General features: G+C 66.7%; 16 protein-coding genes, 1 tRNA gene and 1 pseudogene. All 18 read left to right on the forward strand.

Annotated elements, in window-relative coordinates; translation table 11 throughout:
* The first annotated feature begins 18 nt into the window (after positions 1 to 18).
* Complete coding sequence (locus tag EQZ23_RS05605; protein WP_128453378.1) at positions 19 to 1,392, forward strand: 3-deoxy-7-phosphoheptulonate synthase class II; 1,374 nt, start codon at positions 19 to 21, stop codon at positions 1,390 to 1,392.
* Between the two features lie 83 nt (positions 1,393 to 1,475).
* Positions 1,476 to 1,550 (forward strand) — tRNA-Glu (locus EQZ23_RS05610).
* Positions 1,551 to 1,913: 363 nt separating this feature from the next.
* Positions 1,914 to 2,057, forward strand: a pseudogene (locus tag EQZ23_RS20175) (hypothetical protein); the annotation flags it as partial.
* 35 nt (positions 2,058 to 2,092) lie between these two features.
* Positions 2,093 to 2,266, forward strand: coding sequence for an alkaline phosphatase D family protein (locus EQZ23_RS20180; protein ID WP_240663286.1), 174 nt, complete (start codon positions 2,093 to 2,095; stop codon positions 2,264 to 2,266).
* Between the two features lie 133 nt (positions 2,267 to 2,399).
* Positions 2,400 to 4,568 (forward strand): TonB-dependent siderophore receptor, encoded by a 2,169-nt coding sequence (locus EQZ23_RS05620; RefSeq protein ID WP_128453379.1) that lies wholly within the window; start codon positions 2,400 to 2,402, stop codon positions 4,566 to 4,568.
* A gap of 159 nt (positions 4,569 to 4,727) precedes the next feature.
* On the forward strand, positions 4,728 to 5,501 hold the full coding sequence (locus EQZ23_RS05625) for an SDR family oxidoreductase (protein ID WP_128453380.1): 774 nt from the start codon (positions 4,728 to 4,730) through the stop codon (positions 5,499 to 5,501).
* Entirely contained in the window at positions 5,498 to 6,394 is an 897-nt protein-coding gene (locus tag EQZ23_RS05630) for a glycosidase (protein WP_128453381.1), read from the forward strand. The genes EQZ23_RS05625 and EQZ23_RS05630 overlap by 4 nt, the downstream gene beginning before the upstream one ends.
* 63 nt (positions 6,395 to 6,457) lie before the next feature.
* Positions 6,458 to 6,619: a hypothetical protein gene (locus EQZ23_RS20185; RefSeq protein WP_240663289.1), complete on the forward strand. Its 162-nt coding sequence runs from the start codon at positions 6,458 to 6,460 to the stop codon at positions 6,617 to 6,619.
* A 161-nt stretch (positions 6,620 to 6,780) separates the two neighbouring features.
* Entirely contained in the window at positions 6,781 to 8,217 is a 1,437-nt protein-coding gene (locus EQZ23_RS05640) for an NAD-dependent succinate-semialdehyde dehydrogenase (RefSeq protein ID WP_128453382.1), read from the forward strand.
* A gap of 630 nt (positions 8,218 to 8,847) precedes the next feature.
* On the forward strand, positions 8,848 to 9,807 hold the full coding sequence (locus EQZ23_RS19740) for a hypothetical protein (RefSeq protein WP_164913384.1): 960 nt from the start codon (positions 8,848 to 8,850) through the stop codon (positions 9,805 to 9,807).
* 73 nt (positions 9,808 to 9,880) lie between these two features.
* Positions 9,881 to 11,026, forward strand: coding sequence for a phosphotransferase (locus EQZ23_RS05645; RefSeq protein WP_164913385.1), 1,146 nt, complete (start codon positions 9,881 to 9,883; stop codon positions 11,024 to 11,026).
* Complete coding sequence (locus EQZ23_RS05650; RefSeq protein WP_128453384.1) at positions 11,023 to 12,021, forward strand: T3SS effector HopA1 family protein; 999 nt, start codon at positions 11,023 to 11,025, stop codon at positions 12,019 to 12,021. The genes EQZ23_RS05645 and EQZ23_RS05650 overlap by 4 nt, the downstream gene beginning before the upstream one ends.
* Positions 12,022 to 12,023: 2 nt before the next feature.
* Positions 12,024 to 13,373: a lanthionine synthetase LanC family protein gene (locus EQZ23_RS05655; RefSeq protein ID WP_128453385.1), complete on the forward strand. Its 1,350-nt coding sequence runs from the start codon at positions 12,024 to 12,026 to the stop codon at positions 13,371 to 13,373.
* A 73-nt stretch (positions 13,374 to 13,446) separates the two neighbouring features.
* On the forward strand, positions 13,447 to 14,118 hold the full coding sequence (locus tag EQZ23_RS05660; RefSeq protein WP_240663292.1) for a PepSY-associated TM helix domain-containing protein: 672 nt from the start codon (positions 13,447 to 13,449) through the stop codon (positions 14,116 to 14,118).
* An 11-nt stretch (positions 14,119 to 14,129) separates the two neighbouring features.
* Positions 14,130 to 14,624, forward strand: coding sequence for a DUF2271 domain-containing protein (locus tag EQZ23_RS05665; protein WP_128453387.1), 495 nt, complete (start codon positions 14,130 to 14,132; stop codon positions 14,622 to 14,624).
* Between the two features lie 25 nt (positions 14,625 to 14,649).
* The gene (locus tag EQZ23_RS05670; RefSeq protein WP_128453388.1) at positions 14,650 to 15,486 is read left to right on the forward strand and encodes a DUF4198 domain-containing protein; all 837 of its coding nucleotides are present in this window, start codon (positions 14,650 to 14,652) and stop codon (positions 15,484 to 15,486) included.
* Between the two features lie 10 nt (positions 15,487 to 15,496).
* Positions 15,497 to 16,489 (forward strand): FAD:protein FMN transferase, encoded by a 993-nt coding sequence (locus EQZ23_RS05675; RefSeq protein WP_346427808.1) that lies wholly within the window; start codon positions 15,497 to 15,499, stop codon positions 16,487 to 16,489.
* A gap of 78 nt (positions 16,490 to 16,567) precedes the next feature.
* Complete coding sequence (locus tag EQZ23_RS05680) at positions 16,568 to 17,359, forward strand: NUDIX domain-containing protein (RefSeq protein ID WP_128453389.1); 792 nt, start codon at positions 16,568 to 16,570, stop codon at positions 17,357 to 17,359.

A 17,359-nucleotide genomic window follows, 5' to 3' on the forward strand; every position in this document is an offset into this window, starting at 1 on the left:
CCATCCGGACGACATGATATGGCCGCGAACTGGGCCCCCGACAGCTGGACGCATCACGAAGCACGCCAGCTCCCTACCTATCCCGACGCCGCAGCGCTGACCGCAGCGACCGATCAGCTCGCCAGTTTCCCGCCGCTCGTCTTCGCGGGCGAAGCGCGCAACCTGACCGCGTCGCTTGCCGAGGTCGCCGCCGGCAAGGCTTTCCTGCTTCAGGGTGGCGATTGCGCCGAGTCCTTCGCCGAGCATAGCGCGAACAACATCCGCGACACGTTCCGCGTCATCCTCCAGATGGCGGTCGTGCTGACCTTCGCGTCGAAGTTGCCGGTCGTGAAGCTCGGCCGCATGGCCGGCCAATTTGCGAAGCCGCGCTCGACCGATACCGAGACGATCGGTGGCGTCGAGCTGCCGTCGTACCGCGGCGACAACGTCAACGACATCGCCTTCACCGCGGAGTCGCGCGCGCCCGATCCGCAGCGCATGATCCGCGCCTATTCGCAGTCGGCGGCCACGCTCAACCTGCTGCGCGCGTTCGCGCAAGGGGGGTATGCGAACCTGCACCAGGTCCACCGCTGGACGCACGATTTCATGGGCCGCAGCCCCTGGTCGAAGAAATATGCCGAGACCGCGGACCGGATCGGCGAGGCGCTCGAGTTCATGGCCGCCTGCGGGATCGATCCCGAGACCGTGCCGCAGCTCGCGCAGACGCATTTCTACACCAGCCACGAGGCGCTGCTGCTCCAGTACGAGCAGGCGCTGACGCGGCAGGATTCGCTGACCGGCGACTGGTACGACACCAGCGCGCATTTCCTGTGGATCGGCGATCGCACGCGCTTCGAAGGGTCTTCGCATGTCGAGTATTTGCGCGGCATCGGCAACCCGATCGGCATCAAGTGCGGTCCGAGCCTCGAGCCCGACGCGCTGCTGCGGATGCTCGACACGCTGAACCCGGCGCGCATCCCCGGCCGGATGACGCTGATTACGCGCTACGGCTATGACAAGATCGAGGCGAACCTGCCCCGTCTGGTCCGTGCCGTCACGCGCGAAGGCCATCCGGTGGTCTGGAGCTGCGACCCGATGCACGGCAACGTCGTCAAGGCCGCCAACGGCTACAAGACGCGCCCGTTCGACCGGATCCTCGCCGAAGTGCGCGGCTTCTTTGCGGTCCACCGCGCAGAGGGCACGCACGCTGGCGGCATCCATGCCGAGATGACCGGGCAGAACGTGACCGAATGCACCGGCGGCGCGGTCGACGTGACCGAGCAATCGCTGGCGGATCGCTACCACACGCACTGCGACCCACGCCTCAACGCCAGCCAGAGCCTGGAGCTTGCCTTCCTGCTCGCCGAGATGCTCAACGAGGAAATGGCCGAGCGCAAGAAGGTCGCGGCGTAAGAAAACGATCGGGCGTCCCCGGAATGTTTGGCAACCGTCTTGACGGCCGCCAGACCATTCCGTAGACGCCCGCATCTGCTAACGGCCCCTTCGTCTAGCGGTTAGGACGACGCCCTCTCACGGCGTAAGCACGAGTTCGATTCTCGTAGGGGTCACCAGCCACCGCCTGAGTGGCTGAATGGCACGATCCTCGCGCGTGATGGCACTTTACGGATCCCGATACGCATGAAGCTGCGTACAAAGCGACCGGTGTAGCCGCCTCTTTCGAAAACTTGCGCACCGGCATTTCTGCCATTCCCTCACGTCCCAACTTGCTCCCGTCCTATGCAACGGTGCCGGCACGGCCGATCGTTGAACGCGGCCCGGTCCGCCCGGCTATTGTCCGGTCGGCGGGCAACGCTGAGCTTGCGATCCAGCCACTGGACCACCGCGACTGTCATCACGGTGTCGCCGATCCGCGACATGCAGCAGTAATGCGGCAGCGATGCGCGCCGATACCTGTTGAAGGGGCGCGAGGTCTCATGCTCACCCGGCGTACGATCATCGGCGCGGCGGCCGCTGCCCCTGCCCTGCTCGGCTTCGGACGCGCCGGTGCACTGACATCCGAGCGGCTGTTCAGTTTCGGCGTCGCGTCGGGCGATCCGACCCCAGACGGCGTCGTGCTGTGGACCAGGCTTGCGTCGCGGCCGCTCGCCACGCGATGCCCGACCGGCTGCGCTTCTGCTTCGGCTCGTGCCAGAAATACGAGGACGGGCAATTCGGCGCCTGGGCCAATACCGTCGCCGAGGATCCTGACCTGATCGTTTTCCTGGGCGACTACATCTACGAGGAGGATCCCTCCGTCGGCACGCCGCCAGCCGGATTCCAGAGATGACGCCGACAAATTGATCGCTGGGGCTCAGCGGAGCGTTGACCAGTCTCGGCGTCGTTTTTGCGATTGCCTCGCAGTAGCTCCATCGCTAGGGGCTCTGGACACGCCGGGGGGCGTGATGATCTCGGAGGTAGTTATGAGTTTGAACCTGTTCGCGGGGCTGCTGGTTGGCGTCGCTTCGCCGGCGCTTGTCGCCAACGCTCACGCGGCAAAGCCAGTCGGCATCGTCGATGACGCACCCAGCGCTACGCCCGATCCACAACGCTCCGACGACATCATCGTCACCGGGTCGAAGAGCAGCAAGGCCGACGACAAGCACAGCGCATCACCTACTGGCCTGGCGCTGTCGCTGCGCGAGACACCCCAGTCGATCACCATCATCGACCGCGAGCGGATCGACGACTTCGCGATCACCAACGCGAACGATCTGCTGACGCAGACCGTCGGTATCAACGTCGAACGTACCGAGACAGACCGTACCGAATATAATTCGCGCGGCTTCGACATCACCAATTTCCAGATCGACGGCATCGGCCTGCCGCTGTTCTTCAACATCCAGACCGGCGACCTCGACACCGTGCTGTTCGAGCGGGTCGAGGCGGTGCGCGGCGCCAACGCGATCATGACCGGCGTCGGCAATCCCTCCGCGACGATCAACTATCTGCGCAAGCGCCCCACCCCCGAATTCCACGCCAATGCCTCGGCCTTTCTCGGCTCGTTCGACCAGCGCCGGCTGGAGGCCGACGTGTCCGGCCCGATCACCCAGGACGGCACGCTACGCGTCCGTGCGATCGCCGCGCATGACGAGCATGACAGCTATCTCGACTACAACCACGTCAACCGCGACGTCTATGCAGGCCTCGTCTCATGGGACGTGCTGCCGTCGCTGACCGCGACTGCGGGCTATATGCGGCAGGACAACAGGTCCGACGGCGTGCTGTGGGGCTCGCTCCCGCTGGTCTACAGCGACGGCAGCCGGATCGATTACGCACGCTCGGCATCCACCTCGGCCGACTGGACCTATTGGAACGTGCTGGACCAGTCCATATTCGGCGAGCTGACGCTGAAGCTGGGCGGCGACTGGTCGGTGCGTGGCGTCTATACCTACCGCAACTGGCAGGAACGGGCCAAGATCCTCTACGCCTTCGGCACGCCCGACCCGACCACCGGGCAGGGCATCCTCGGCCAGACCGGGATCTATCCGTCGCAGAACAAGCAGTACATGGCGGATGCCTATGCGTCCGGCAGCGTCGACCTGTTCGGCCGTCGCCACCAGCTCGCGTTCGGCTTTTCCAACGGCATCTCGAACGGCACGCAATATGGCGCGCTATCGACCACCTTTGTAGACTATGGCGACATTCGCCAGATCGCCAGCCTCAGTGCGGTCGAGCCAGACTATCCGGACGTGCAGATCCAGGCCGATACCCGCGACCGGCTGACGCGCGCTTACGGATCGATGCAGGTCAATCTGGCCGATCGGCTGAAGGCGGTCATCGGCGGGACCGCGATCTGGCTCAAGAGCTCGGGCTATTCGTACGGCGTCGACCAGGCGCGGAACAACAACACGCTCAGCCCCTATGCGGGCTTGCTGTTCGACCTGACCTCGAACCTGACGCTGTACGCAAGCTATACCGACATCTTCAATCCGCAGAGCGAAGTCGATGCCACCAATCGTCGGCTCGATCCCGCCAAGGGCACGAGCATCGAGGGCGGCGTAAAGGGCGAATGGCTGGGTGGGCGCATCTACGCCGCGGCCTCGATCTTCCAGGCAAAGCAGAAGGGACTTGCCGACTTTGCCGGGCAGTTCGACGCCACCAACCCCGCGGGTCAGATCGGCACCAGTTACTATGTCGGTCGCGACACCATCTCGAAGGGGTTCGAGGTCGAGGTCGCTGGCCATGTGTCGGAGCGTTGGCTGGTATCGAGCGGCTTCACGCATCTGAAGCTCGAGGGCGACGACGGCGAGGCCGCACGGCTGTTCGTCCCGCGCGACACCTTCAAGCTGGCGGCGACCTACACGATCGAGAATCTGCGGGACCTCAAGCTAGGTGGCCAGTTCCGTTACCAGAGCCGGATGAGCGCGCCGAGCGGCATCCTCGACGCGGCGGGCGACGCCATCGCGATCCGCCAGAAGGGGTATGCGACGCTCGACCTGCTGGGCAGCATCCGCGTCGTCGACCGGGTGCGCGCGAGCCTGAACGTCCGCAACGTCACCAACACCAAGTATCTCGGCACGCTGAAATACGCATCGGGCTTCTACGCCGCGCCGCGCAGCGTCATCGCCACGCTCCGCTTCGCGTATTGATCTCGTGACGCGGGCACGCGGGAACCAACGCTTTAGGGTGCGCAGGGCCGCATGATGACGGTGTCAACCGGGTGCCGTGCGTGATCGACGGCGGTCCGGGCAGGCGATCATGGCAGCGAATTCATGCAACTGCGATGTCGTGCCGCAGGTTCAGTGGCGATGACCCTGTTCAACAATCAAATCGTGATCGTCACTGGCGGTGAGTCCGGAATTGGCGCTGCCTGCGCCAAGGCGTTGGGCGACAATGGTGCCCGCGTCGTGATCACCTATTTCAAGGATGCGGCGGCGGCGCAAATGGTCTGCACATCGATCGGCGGCGACGATCGCGCGATCGCGGTCCAAGCCGATGTCGGTGACGAAGCCGCTGTCGAACGGGTGTTCGCGGTAGCTGAAAAGGCGTTCGGCACCGTCAGCCTGCTGGTCAATTCGGCCGGATTGAACATGAGCGGCGTGATGCTCGTAGACATGGAACTTGCGCAGTTCGACCGTGTCATCCGTTCCGATCTTTACGGCCCGTTCCTAACCTGCCGTCGGCTGGTCCGCGCGCTCGAAGCGAAGAATGCCAGGGGCCGGATCGTCAACATATCGTCGATCCACGAACGCGCGCCGCGGCCGGGCGGAGTCGATTACGATTCTGCCAAGGGTGGCCTGTCGCAGTTGACGGCTACCCTGGCGCTGGAACTGGCCCCCAAGGGTATCGCGGTGAACGGGGTCGCGCCGGGAATGATCCTGACGCCGATGAATCAGTCCGCGCTCGATCATCCGGACGAGCTCGCGGCGAAGGAGGCGGCGATCCCGTGGAAGCGCGCCGGACGGCCCGACGAGGTCGCGGCGCTGGTCGTGTTCCTGCTGTCGCCGGCGGCCGACTACATCACCGGTACCACCGTAACGATCGACGGCGCGCTGTCGCTGACCGTGGCGCAGGGCGCATGACGATCACGTACGCAGTCGAGCAGCTCGATACCGTCACGATCTCCACCGCGTCGGTAATCGAGGGCATGGACCTGATGAGTCCGTTCGTCTGGCAGGAAGGCGACCTGTACCGGATCATGGTGCGCGGCGTGCCGCATCCGCTCGAGCCTCGCGATCCGACCGGGATCATCGCGCGCGGGGAGAGTCGCGACGGGCTGACCTTCCAGATGGATCCGGGTCTTGCCATCACGCCTGGCCCGGGTGCCGAAGACCTGGGCGGCTGTGAGGATCCAACCGTTCTCGTGACGGGCCACGAGTATCTCGTTTACTATACCGGCGTCGACGCAGCGCGCGCCCAAGGGTGCATGATCCTCGCCGCGGGCCCCGACCTGACCGCACTGGTCAAGGAAGACCTCGTCCTGAAGGCACCGCCGGGCGAAGGAAATATCAAGGAAGCCACGCTCGCGCAGACCGCGGCTGGGGACTGGCGCCTGTTCTACGAATATGCCGCAAAGGGCGCGTCGCGGATCGGCATGGCGGGCGGGCCGACGCCGAAGGGCCCGTGGACCGTGCTACCGAATCCGTTCGGCATCCGCGCGGACAGCTGGGACAATTGGCATCTGTCGACCGGGCCGATCTGGCAGGCGGAGGGGCAGGATCCGGTCATGTTCTACAACGGCGCGACGCACGATGCGCGCTGGCGGATCGGCTGGATCAGCTTCAGTCCTGATTTCGCGCACGTGACAGGACGTGGGTTGGAACCGCTGCTGGTCCCCCCGCCCGCGTTGTCTCGTGAGGCAACCGACATCGCGTTTGCCGCGTCGGCCGTGAAGGCGGGCGACCGGATAGCACTGTATTATTCGCTGGAGGACCGGATGCTACGGCGGGCGTTGATTGGGCGCTATGGCGGTTAGCGAGAACGCCGCGCCGGGCCTACGTGCGCCCTCGTCGAAGACGTTCAGCGGCAGGCTGTACGCGTGAAGCTGGAGCAGTCGACGACGCTGGCGAAGATGCGGCACTGGTCGCGCCAAGACCGCGTTCTTTTTCCTGAAGGAAGCTTCATCCGCGTCCTGGTGTCGGACGGCTGGTGGATGACCGGGCAGACGATCCTGGTCAACGGCGGTTACACGACGAAGTGAGGTGACCGACCGCCGGACCCGTTCGGGGCGGGCTTATTGTGGATCGAGAGCTTGTCCATGATGAACCATGAGCCCGCTTTCCGGCAAAGGGTTACATTTGCGCCGTACCGCGACGACATAAACCCGACGGTTCGATCGACGCACTACACGGAGAAACGCCAATGACTGCGACCTACGACACCAAGCTCGGGCTTTACATCGCCGGCGAATGGCTGACCGGGGACGGTCGCGATACGCGCGATGTGCTCAATCCGGCGACCGGTGGAGGGCAAGCCGCCCTGCCGCTCGCCAGTGCCGCCGATCTCGATCGCGCGCTCGAGGCGACGCAGCGTGGGTTCGTCGCGTGGCGTGCGACGCCGCCCGAAAAGCGCGCCGCGATCCTGACGCGGACCGCGCAGCTGCTGCGCGAGCGCGCGGATCATATCGCCCGCATCGCTACGCTCGAACAGGGCAAGATCCAGTCCGAAGCGAAAGGCGAGGTCGCATTCGCCGCCGCCCTGCTCGATTTCCACGCCGCCGAGGGCCTGCGCGTCTATGGCCGCGTCCTGCCCCGCCCCTCGGGCACCCGCAGCCTCGTCCTGCACCAGCCGGTCGGTCCGGTCGCCGCGTTCTGCGCATGGAACTTCCCCGTCATGAACGTCGTGCGGAAGATCGCCCCGGCGCTCGCGGCGGGCTGCTCGATCATCATCAAGCCGTCCGAGGAAACCGCGGGCAGCGCGGTCGAAGTGCTGCGCTGTTTCCAGGATGCCGGCTTGCCCGGCGACGTCGCGCAGTGCGTGTTCGGCGTGCCCGACATGGTCTCGCGTCAGCTGCTCGCCTCGCCGATCACGCGGAAACTGAGCTTCACCGGATCGGTGCCGGTCGGCAAGGCGCTGATGAAACTGGCCGCCGACACGATGATGCACACCACGATGGAGCTCGGCGGTCATGGCCCGGTGTTGGTGTTCGACGATTGCGATCTCGACAAGACGCTTGACACGCTGGTCGCGCACAAGTTCCGCAACGCCGGGCAGGTCTGCGTCGCGCCGACCCGCTTCCACGTGCAGGACGGTATCTATGACCGGTTCGCTACGGGCTTTGCCGAGCGGACGCGTGCGCTGAAGGTCGGCGACGGCATGGATTCGGCAAGCCAGATGGGCCCGATGGCCAATGCACGCCGCCCCGATGCGATCGCCGAGCTGGTCGGCGACGCGACCAGCCACGGTGCGAAGCTGCTGGCGGGCGGCGACTATGGCGGCCAGGGCGGGTTCTTCTTCCAGCCGACCGTCCTGTCGGACGTGCCGCTGTCGGCCCGCGCGATGAACGAGGAACCGTTCGGCCCGGTCGCCCTGCTCAGCCGGTTCGGCAGCGACGAGGACGCGATCACCGAAGCCAACCGCCTGCCCTTCGGCCTTGCCGCCTACTGCTTCACCGAGAATGGCCGGCGCCAGAACATGCTCGGCGATGCGATCGAAGCCGGCATGATCGGCATCAACACCGTCCGCCTGAGCTATCCCGACAGCCCGTTCGGCGGCGTCAAGGACAGCGGCCACGGCTCGGAGGACGGCCCCGAGGGCATCGCCGCACACCTCGTCACCAAGGCCGTCCACATCAGCTGATCGCAGGTCGACAACTTCCACGCTCCCCGAACCGCGACCTGCCGGACCTGCCAGATTGGCGATACCGGCAGGTCGCCCCCCGGCTCCACCGGCAGGTCGCCCCGGCTCCACCGGCAGGTCGCCCCGGTTCCACCCGCAGGTCGCCCTGACGCGACGACTCCGGCCGGTAGTGCTCCATCTCGGTGCAATACCGCCGCCACCGCCCCGAAATCGCGGCCAGTCTGGATCTCGATCGTTAGGCGCCACCCGGTCTCGGCCGTGAAACTCTTCCTTATCGACACAGCATAGCCGCCTGTTCTTGTGGCAGAACTTGTCCATCTCGGATGCTTTGCGCCGAATATAATCGAATTTGGTTCAATTGATAATTGCGGCCAAATCTCAATCAGATCATGAAGCTGCCAGGTCGAGAATCACGTAACAACAGTAACCGATTCTTTGACAACTGATTAACTATCAATCGATTCTATCATATCATGACTAGAGTCAAGAGCCGTGTCGTGTTCTTGAATCCTAGCCTGAAGATCAGTGCACCAATACGTGCTACTGGTTGCGGCGACCTGTGTTCTGGCAGAACAGCCCCCACGATCGCCTCATCGCTCCGGATAGTCCGGAAACATAGGAGAAGGCGCTATGACTGGTTATGCTCAGAATTATCTCGGTGGCTCCGTTCAGCAACGTCATGGCGGCGGCAGCCCCGTCGGTGTCGGTTGCGCGCTCGTAACGGGTACGATCGTCTGCACGATCGGTGTGGACACGGCGGCCGGCGTGGGAGCCGGCACTCCGGGCTGCAAGGACGTGATGTGGACCGCAGGCTGCACCTTCGCCGGCCAGCAGGCGGTGGCGGCGGATTGCGGCAACGTGCTGACCACGCTGGTCTGCACGCTCGGCGCACCGCAAGCCGCGCCCGCTGCGGCGGTCGGGTGCGTGCAAACCGTCTTCAGCCTGGGCTGCACGTTCATGGGCGGGCAGGGTGTCGGGAAACAGGGCGGTGCCGGAGCGTGCGGCAACGTGCTCACCACGCTGGCCTGTACGCTCGATGCCCAGGCGCCTGCCGCCGGTGACGCCATGTGCATCACATTGGCCACTGCACGACCAACCTGGTGCGCGCCGGTCCCCGTCGGCGCCGAAGCGCAGGCAGCGGACTGCAAGCACGTCATGTGGACCGCAGGCTGCACGTTTGCAGGGCAACAGCAGAATGCCGTGGAATGCGTCCAGCTCCTCACCACGACGCTCTGTACGCTGGGTGTCGCGCAGCCGGCCGCGGCGGTCGATTGCGGCAATGTGCTGACGACGCTGGCCTGCACGCTGGGTGACGAGCAGACCGGTGCGCTTGGTGCGACACCGGGGTGCAAGGACGTGTTGTGGACCGCAGGATGCACGTTCCAGGCCGCCGAATCGGTCGCGGATTGCGGGCATGTCCTGACGACCCTCGCCTGCACGCTGCTGGCCGTCCCCGATGAGAACGTCGCCGCCACCGACTGCAAGCACGTCATGTGGACCGCAGGCTGCACCTTTGCCGGCCAACCGCAGGCCGCCGAGGTCGAACTCGACTGCAAGCACGTCATGTGGACGGCGGGCTGTACCTTCTGATCGATACCCGAAGGCCGCCGCTCCCTCGCGGAGTGGCGGTTCTTCGCGCTTTCCCTCTCATATGGCAGGCCGCATGGACCCGATCGTCACCCGCAATCTCGTACGCTATCTCACCGACAAGGGCCTGATCGACCGCGCCGGAATCGTCGATGGCGGCATGGTCCTGACGATGAGCCGCAGCCGCAACCGGTTCGTGATGCTCAAGCAGCGCAGTGGCCCCGCCTATTTCATCAAGCAGGCGATCGAGACCGAACCGGGCACGCGCGAGACCATCGCGCGCGAGGCGGAGGTCTATCGCGGCGCGTTCGGCGACGACCGCCTGCGTCCGTTGCGCGATCTGTTGCCGCAGTTCCGGCTCTACGACGCCGATCAGGGCATATTGATCAACGACCTGATCCCGAACAGCGAGACGCTGACCGCGGTCCACCGCAAGCTTGGGACCTGCCCGATCGATCTCGCCGCGCGGCTGGGGACCGCCTTGTCCGCTTATCACGCGATCCGCTTCATCGAGGGCGCACCGCAAGCCGCGCTGTTCCCCCAGCAGTCGCCATGGATCCTGCGCCTCCACGGCGAGGCGGATGTCAGCAGCATGCGACGCAGTCCGGCGGCATCGGCGCTGCTCGACATCTTGCTCGCGGCGCCCGGCGCGGGTGCGATGCTCGGCGAACTGCGCGACGGGTGGAAGCGCGATACGCTGATCCATACCGATATGCGGTGGGAGAATTGCCTGCTCGCACCGAAGGGCGAGGCACTGGCCGATCGGCGGCTCTACATCATCGACTGGGAACTGGCCGATATCGGCGACGCGGCCTGGGATGTCGGCAGCATGCTGCAATCCTATCTCGCCTTCTGGATCGGCTCGATGCCCGCCGGATCGGACCCCGCCGCCCTTTTCGCAGGCGCCACCGTGCCACTCGCATCGGTCCAGCCCGCGATCGCCGCGTTCTGGACCGCGTACATCACCGCCAGCGACGCCTATCGCGACGATGCCGCGGGCTTCCTCAAACGCTGCATCGGCATGATGGCGGCGCGCATGATGGTGACTGCGTTCGAGCGCAGCGCATGGAGCCAGACGACCGATTCCACCGCCATCCTGCTCGCCCAGACCGCCCTGAACATCCTTGCCGATCCGGACCGCGTGGCGGAGGAATTGCTGGGGATCGTCGATCCGGCCCCGCGGGCGCTCGATCGGGCACGTGACCGGGCGATCGCGGCATGACCGGCACCGCGACCGAACTCGGCCCCTTCGTGGCGGCACTGCGGATCGCCGACGACGGTGCGATCCTGCTCGATGACGTTTCGGTCGGGCGCATCAACGGCGCGGCGACCGAAGACGCGCTGGCGACCGCACTGATGCCGGTGGTGTACGAGCATGCCTATGCACGGATATTTCCCAAGGACGATGCCGTCGCCGCGGTCGATCCCGCCGACCTGACGACAGCGCTGGAACGCGCCAATACCAGCCGATCGCGCGCCGAGCAGGGCTGGATCTTCAGCGGCATCGACACGAACGGCAGCGTACTGGCGACCCGCCACGGCCGCACGCGCCGGTTCGTACCGGGCCAGTTTCTCGCCATCGACGGCGTCATGCCGATGCCGAAGGGAAGCGCGCTGGCGGTGCAGATCGCGGGCGGATCGACCACCGCGCAAGCCGGCTTCTATTACGCGTTCGGCGAAGCGTTTCGCGACGTGAACGATCTCGCACCGATGGTCCGCTTCTACTGGAACGTGCGGATCGACGGCGCGGTCGATCTGGTCGCCGGGCTGACCGCCCTGCTCAACCGCTACCGGATACCGTTCGATTTCAAGATCGTCGTGCGCAGCGCCGATTACAGCCGTCGCGACAATGCGGTGCTGTATGTCGCGCAGCATCTGTTCCCGGCGGTATCGACGATACTCCTCGCGGCTTACCCCGCCTTTGCCGCGTTGCTCGATGCGCCCGTGCCGCTGTTCGCAAAGCGCCTCGCGCCCGGGCTGGGTTTTGCGGAGGATCCGGGCAACCGCGAGAGTTTCGGCATGGCCCGCAGCCGTCTGGTCGCACAGGCGCTCGCCGCATCGCGGGCCGATGACGCCTTCGCCGCGACCGCGTTCGCCGAGGCGCTGACGGCGAAGATCGCCGAGGCAGGCCTGCGCGCCGATGCCCTGTGGCTCAACCCCGGGTCCGACGACCTGTACGACGTTCCTCCAGCGCCCCCGCGGCAGACGGCCCCTTGACCATGCAGCCGATATATCTCGAAACCGCCTTCGATATCGGCACCAGGCTCGCGCGCGACGCGGTGTGGGATGGCGCGCGGTGCAACTGGTTCGGTCCGGTCCATGAGGATTTCACCGGCACGCAGATGCTCGGTTGCGGCACGATGGGCCCGACCTTGTACGACGGTACCGCAGGGATCGGGCTGTTCCTCGCGCGGCTGCACCAGGCGACCGGCGATCCGCTGGCGGCGCGAACCGCAACCGGCGCGATCGCGCATGCGCTGAACCGCGCGGCCGATATCCCCGACGCCCTCCACCGCGGGTTCTACACCGGGTTTCTGGGGATCGGTTATGCCGCGATGCAGGCCGGCTCCGCACTCGACCGCGAAGACCTCGTCGCGCAAGGCCTGGCGATGGTCCACCGCGCGGTGGCGCTGTCGCCGGAGGGGCGCGTCGCGATCGACGTGATGTCCGGCAATGCGGGCGCGATCCCCGTCCTGCTCGCACTCGGCGCAGCCCAACACGCGCCTTCGCTTACGCACGCGGCGATCCTCGCGGGGGAACGCCTCCTCGACGGGGCGGAAACCAGCGACCGTGGCCTGTCCTGGAACGCGATGGGCGAGATGGCCGAACTGGTCGATCTCTCTGGCCTGGCGGACGATCTGGTCGCGGACTTTCGCGCGCAACGCCGCCCCAATCTGACCGGCCTGTCGCACGGCGCGGGCGGCGTCGGCTGGGCGCTGCTCGAACTGGCTGCCGCAACCCAGGACGATCGGTTCGCCGCGGCCGGACGGGCCGCGTTCGCCTATGAGGATAGCTGGTTCGATGCTGCGAGCGACCAATGGCCGGACCTGCGCAGCCATGATGCCGGCAAACCGCTCGGCGCCGCACCCGCTGCCTGGTGTCACGGCGCGGTCGGCATCGGCCTCGCGCGCATCCGTGCCTTCGAACTCACCGGCGACGCGACGATGCAGCCGGCGATCCAGTCCGCCTTGCGGATCACCGCACGCTCCGTGATCGGCCAGCTCGCCCGCAGCAGCTGCAACTACTCGCTGTGCCACGGCGCCGCCGGGGACGCGGAACTGTTCCTCAGCTGGGCGACGGCCACCGGCGATGTCGAGGCGCGAACGATCGTCGACGAAATCGCCCGGCACGGAATCGACACCTATGGCGCAACCGGCCGCCCCTGGCCGTCAGGCACGCCCGGCGCCGGCGAATCCCCCAGCCTCATGCTGGGCCTTGCCGGCACCGGCCACTTCTACCTTCGGGCGTTCGACCCCGCGGCGACACCGTCGGTCCTGCTGCTGGCCCCGTCCTCGGCAAACCCCACCGTCAATCGATCGCCTACCCGATCGCCGGAGTTCGCTGACTAAAGCACCTCACTACGTTTTGCTAACAATTCTCAATAGCCTTGATTCCGGTTCGGCGACGCGATAGGCGATGGCGGTGAACACGCCACAGCCTCCCACGCACCGGGGATCCGCCCCACCGCCCGTCGCCGCCAAGCGAAAGCGCAAATGGCGGGGCTGGTGGCTCAAGCAACTGCACACTTGGCACTGGATCAGTGCCGCAGTGTCACTGGTCGGCATGCTGTTGTTCGCGATCACCGGCATCACGCTCAACCATGCCGCGACGATCGGCGCCAAGCCGGTGGTCGTCGAAAAGACGGGTATGCTGCCAGCGCCCCTGCTCCGCCTGCTGACCGCTCCGCACACTGCGGACGCACCGCTTCCGGCGCCGGTCGCGAAGGAGATAGCAACCGCAGTCGGTCTCGATCCCGCAGGCAGGTCGGTCGAATGGTCCGATACCGACGCCTATGTCGCGCTGCCACGACCCGGTGGCGACGCCTGGATCAGCATCGAGCGCGCGACCGGTCGGATAACCGCGGAGACGACCGATCGCGGCTGGATCTCGTATCTCAACGATCTCCACAAGGGACGCAACGCGGGCGCGGCGTGGAGCTGGTTCATCGACATCTTCGCAGGCGCCTGCATCCTGTTCACGGTGACCGGGCTGCTTCTGCTGCAACTCCATGCACGCCATCGACCGGCAACCTGGCCGATCGTCGCCGCCGGCCTCGCCATTCCCGTCCTGCTCGCCGTCCTGTTTATCCATTGAGGGGTTTCGCCATGCGTCCAACCGCGATTCTGTTGCTCGGCGGTGCGGTCACCGCACCCGCCCTGGTATCGCCCGTCAGCGCCGCGCCCGCGGGCGCCGTCACGATCACCATCCCACGGCTGAACGTTGCCGAATATCATAAGCCCTATGTCGCGCTATGGCTCGAGCCGGTCGGTGGCGGCGCCCCCCGCACGCTGGCGGTCTGGTACGATCTGAAGAAGCGCGGCAACGATCCCGGTACCAAATGGCTCGCAGACCTGCGCGCATGGTGGCGCAAGGGCGGCCGCAGCCTGACGATGCCCGCCGACGGCATCAGCGGCGCGACGCGGGCGCCGGGCCAGTACACCATCCCCCTGCCCGCCGATCTCAAGCCCGGCAACTATATCCTCACCGTCGAAGCGGCCCGCGAGACCGGTGGCCGCGAACTCGTCTCCGTACCGCTGACCGCCGGTGCCCGTACCTCGGGCAGGACCGAACTTGGCGCCATCGCCGTCTCCGCCCGCTGAGATGGGCTTGCTGAAGGATCCCATCATGAAGCCTATCGTTTTACGGTTGATGGCCGCCGCCGCTCTGTTGTCGGTCCCCGCCGCCCTCTCCGCGCACCGCATGTGGCTGCTGCCATCCGCCACCGTGTTTTCAGGCACCGACGGCTGGGTGACGGTCGACGCCGCCGTATCGAACGACCTCTTCTTCTTCGACCATCAGCCGCTCCGGCTCGACGGCATGAAGGTATGGCAGCCCGACGGCAGCGAAGGCGTGCTGCAGAACGGGTCGACCGGCCGCTATCGCTCGGTCTTCGACGTGAAGCTCGACAAGCCGGGGACCTGGAAGATCGGGACGCAGATGTCCGCCGTCATGGGCAGCTTCAAGGTCGACGGCGTCGAAAAGCGCCTCGGTCGTCGCGGACCGCCACAACCGAACGCACCCGCTCCGCTGACGGTCGCCGACATTCCCGCCAACGCGACCGACGTGAAGGTCACCGAGGTTACCGGCCGCAACGAGATTTTCGTGACCGCCGGTGCGCCGACCACCACCGTTTTCAAGACCACCGGCAAGGGCCTGGAGTTCGCACCGGTAACCCATCCCGACGAACTGGTCGCGGGCGAGACGGCGAGGTTTCGTTTCCTGGTCGACGGCAAGCCCGCCGCCGGGATCAAGGTCACCGTGATCCCCGGCGGCAAGCGCTATCGCAACGACGAGGGTGCACGCGAACTGACCACCGGTGCCGACGGCGTGCTCAGCGTCGATTGGCCGACCGCAGGCATGTATTGGCTCAGCGCGACGCTGACCGATGCCAAGGCGACGAGCCCGCGGGCGACCGAACGGCGGATGAGCTACGTCACGACGCTCGAAGTGCTGACGCCGTAAACGATCTCGGGTGAGCACGTCCCTCCCCGTCATGCGGATCGCGGTGCCGGCGACGATCGCGCCGGCCATGCCCGATCCGGCCGATGGCGTGATCGCCCTGCGCGGCGAGACGATGGGCACGAGCTGGCACGTGAAGTTCGCCGCCCCGCGAGGCTATGATCCGGCCGCAACCCACCGAGCGATCGTCTCGCGGCTGGCCGGGATCGTCGCGGAGATGAGCCACTGGGCGCCGACGTCGCTGCTGTCCCGCTTCAATCGTGCGGCGGCGGGCACATGGACGACGCTCCCGGCCGACTTCGCGCAGGTCATGGCGCACGCGCTGGCGATCGCCGAGACGACCGGCGGCGCGTTCGATCCGGCGATCGGCCGGCTCGTCGATGCCTGGGGCTTCGGTCCGATCCCGATCGCGGGCTTGCCGGGCGAGCCGCAGATCGCGGCGGCAAGGGCGCGGTCGGGCTGGCGCCACCTCGCCTTGTCCACGTCCGCGACGGGCGCGCACCTCCACCAGCCCGGTGCCATCGCGCTCGACCTCTCGGGCATCGCCAAGGGACATGCCGTCGATGCCGTCGCCGCGCTGTTGGGGGCTGCGGGGTTCGTCCATCACCTCGTCGAGATCGGCGGCGAACTCGTCGGCGCGGGAATGCGACCCGACGGCGATCCCTGGTGGGTCGATCTCGAAACCCCGACCGGTACGATTCTGCCCCCGTTACGCCTTGCGCTGCACGGCATGGCGGTCGCGACCTCGGGTGATTATCGGCGCGGCGCGCATACGCTCGATCCCCGCACGGGTCGCCCGATCCAGACCGGAATCGTGTCGGCCAGCGTGATCCACCGAACCGCGATGGAGGCGGACGCGTGGGCCACGGGGCTCACCGTGCTCGGTCCGGTGGCCGGTCTCGAACTGGCCCGCGACCACGGCCTCGCGGCGCGACTGGTCACGTTCGTCGAGGGCAGGACGCGGGAGTATCTGAGCCCCGCCCTCGCCGCGATGCTCTCCGACTGACCAGAGCCCAGGCCGTCGCCGCCGCCCAGGGTCGAGGAGCCGCTACCCGATCCGACTTTCGCGCGTTATCGCTTGGCCATGACTGCAACGCCTCCTCCCGTCTTGTCCCCGACCGCCCTCTCCGCCAGCGCCTTGCCCGCCGCCACGCTCGTGGTGTTTCGCGACTCCGCCGGCGGACCGCCGGAGCTGCTGATGGTCGAGCGGGCGAAGGCGATGGTGTTTGCCGGCGGCGCACTGGTGTTTCCAGGCGGGCGGGTCGATCCCGGCGACCATGCGCTTGCTGCGGTTACAGGTCGAGCCGATGACGATACCGCCGCCCGCATTGCCGCGATCCGCGAGACGATCGAGGAGGCGGGGCTGCCCATCGGGTTGTCGCCTATGCCGTCCCCGACCATGTTTGAGCGATTGCGTGCCTCGCTCCACGCCGGCACTGCGTTCGGTGCGGCATTGGCGGAAGCCGGCACCAGCCTAGACCTCGACGCGCTGGAATATTTCGCCCGCTGGCTGCCCGCGCACGCGCATGCCCGGATATTCGATACGCGCTTCTATCTTGCACGGTTGCCCGCAGGTGCGCCCGAGGCCCGGGTCGATGCGACGGAGAATGTGCGACTGTGCTGGGCGACCGCGGCCGACATACTCGCGGAGGCGGATGCGGGACGGGCGACGATCATCTTTCCGACCCGGCGCAACCTCGAACGGCTGGCCCGGTTCGCCGACTTCGACGCGGCCGTCGCGGACGCGCGTGCGCATCCCGTGCGGACCGTGACGCCGTGGACCGAGACACGCGACGGCGTCGAGCATCTCTGCATCCCCGACGATCTCGGCTATCCGGTGACGTCGGAGCCGATGTCCGACGCGGTGCGCGGCTGA

This window comes from Sphingomonas sp. UV9 (assembly GCF_004101245.1).
GTDB lineage: Bacteria > Pseudomonadota > Alphaproteobacteria > Sphingomonadales > Sphingomonadaceae > Sphingomonas.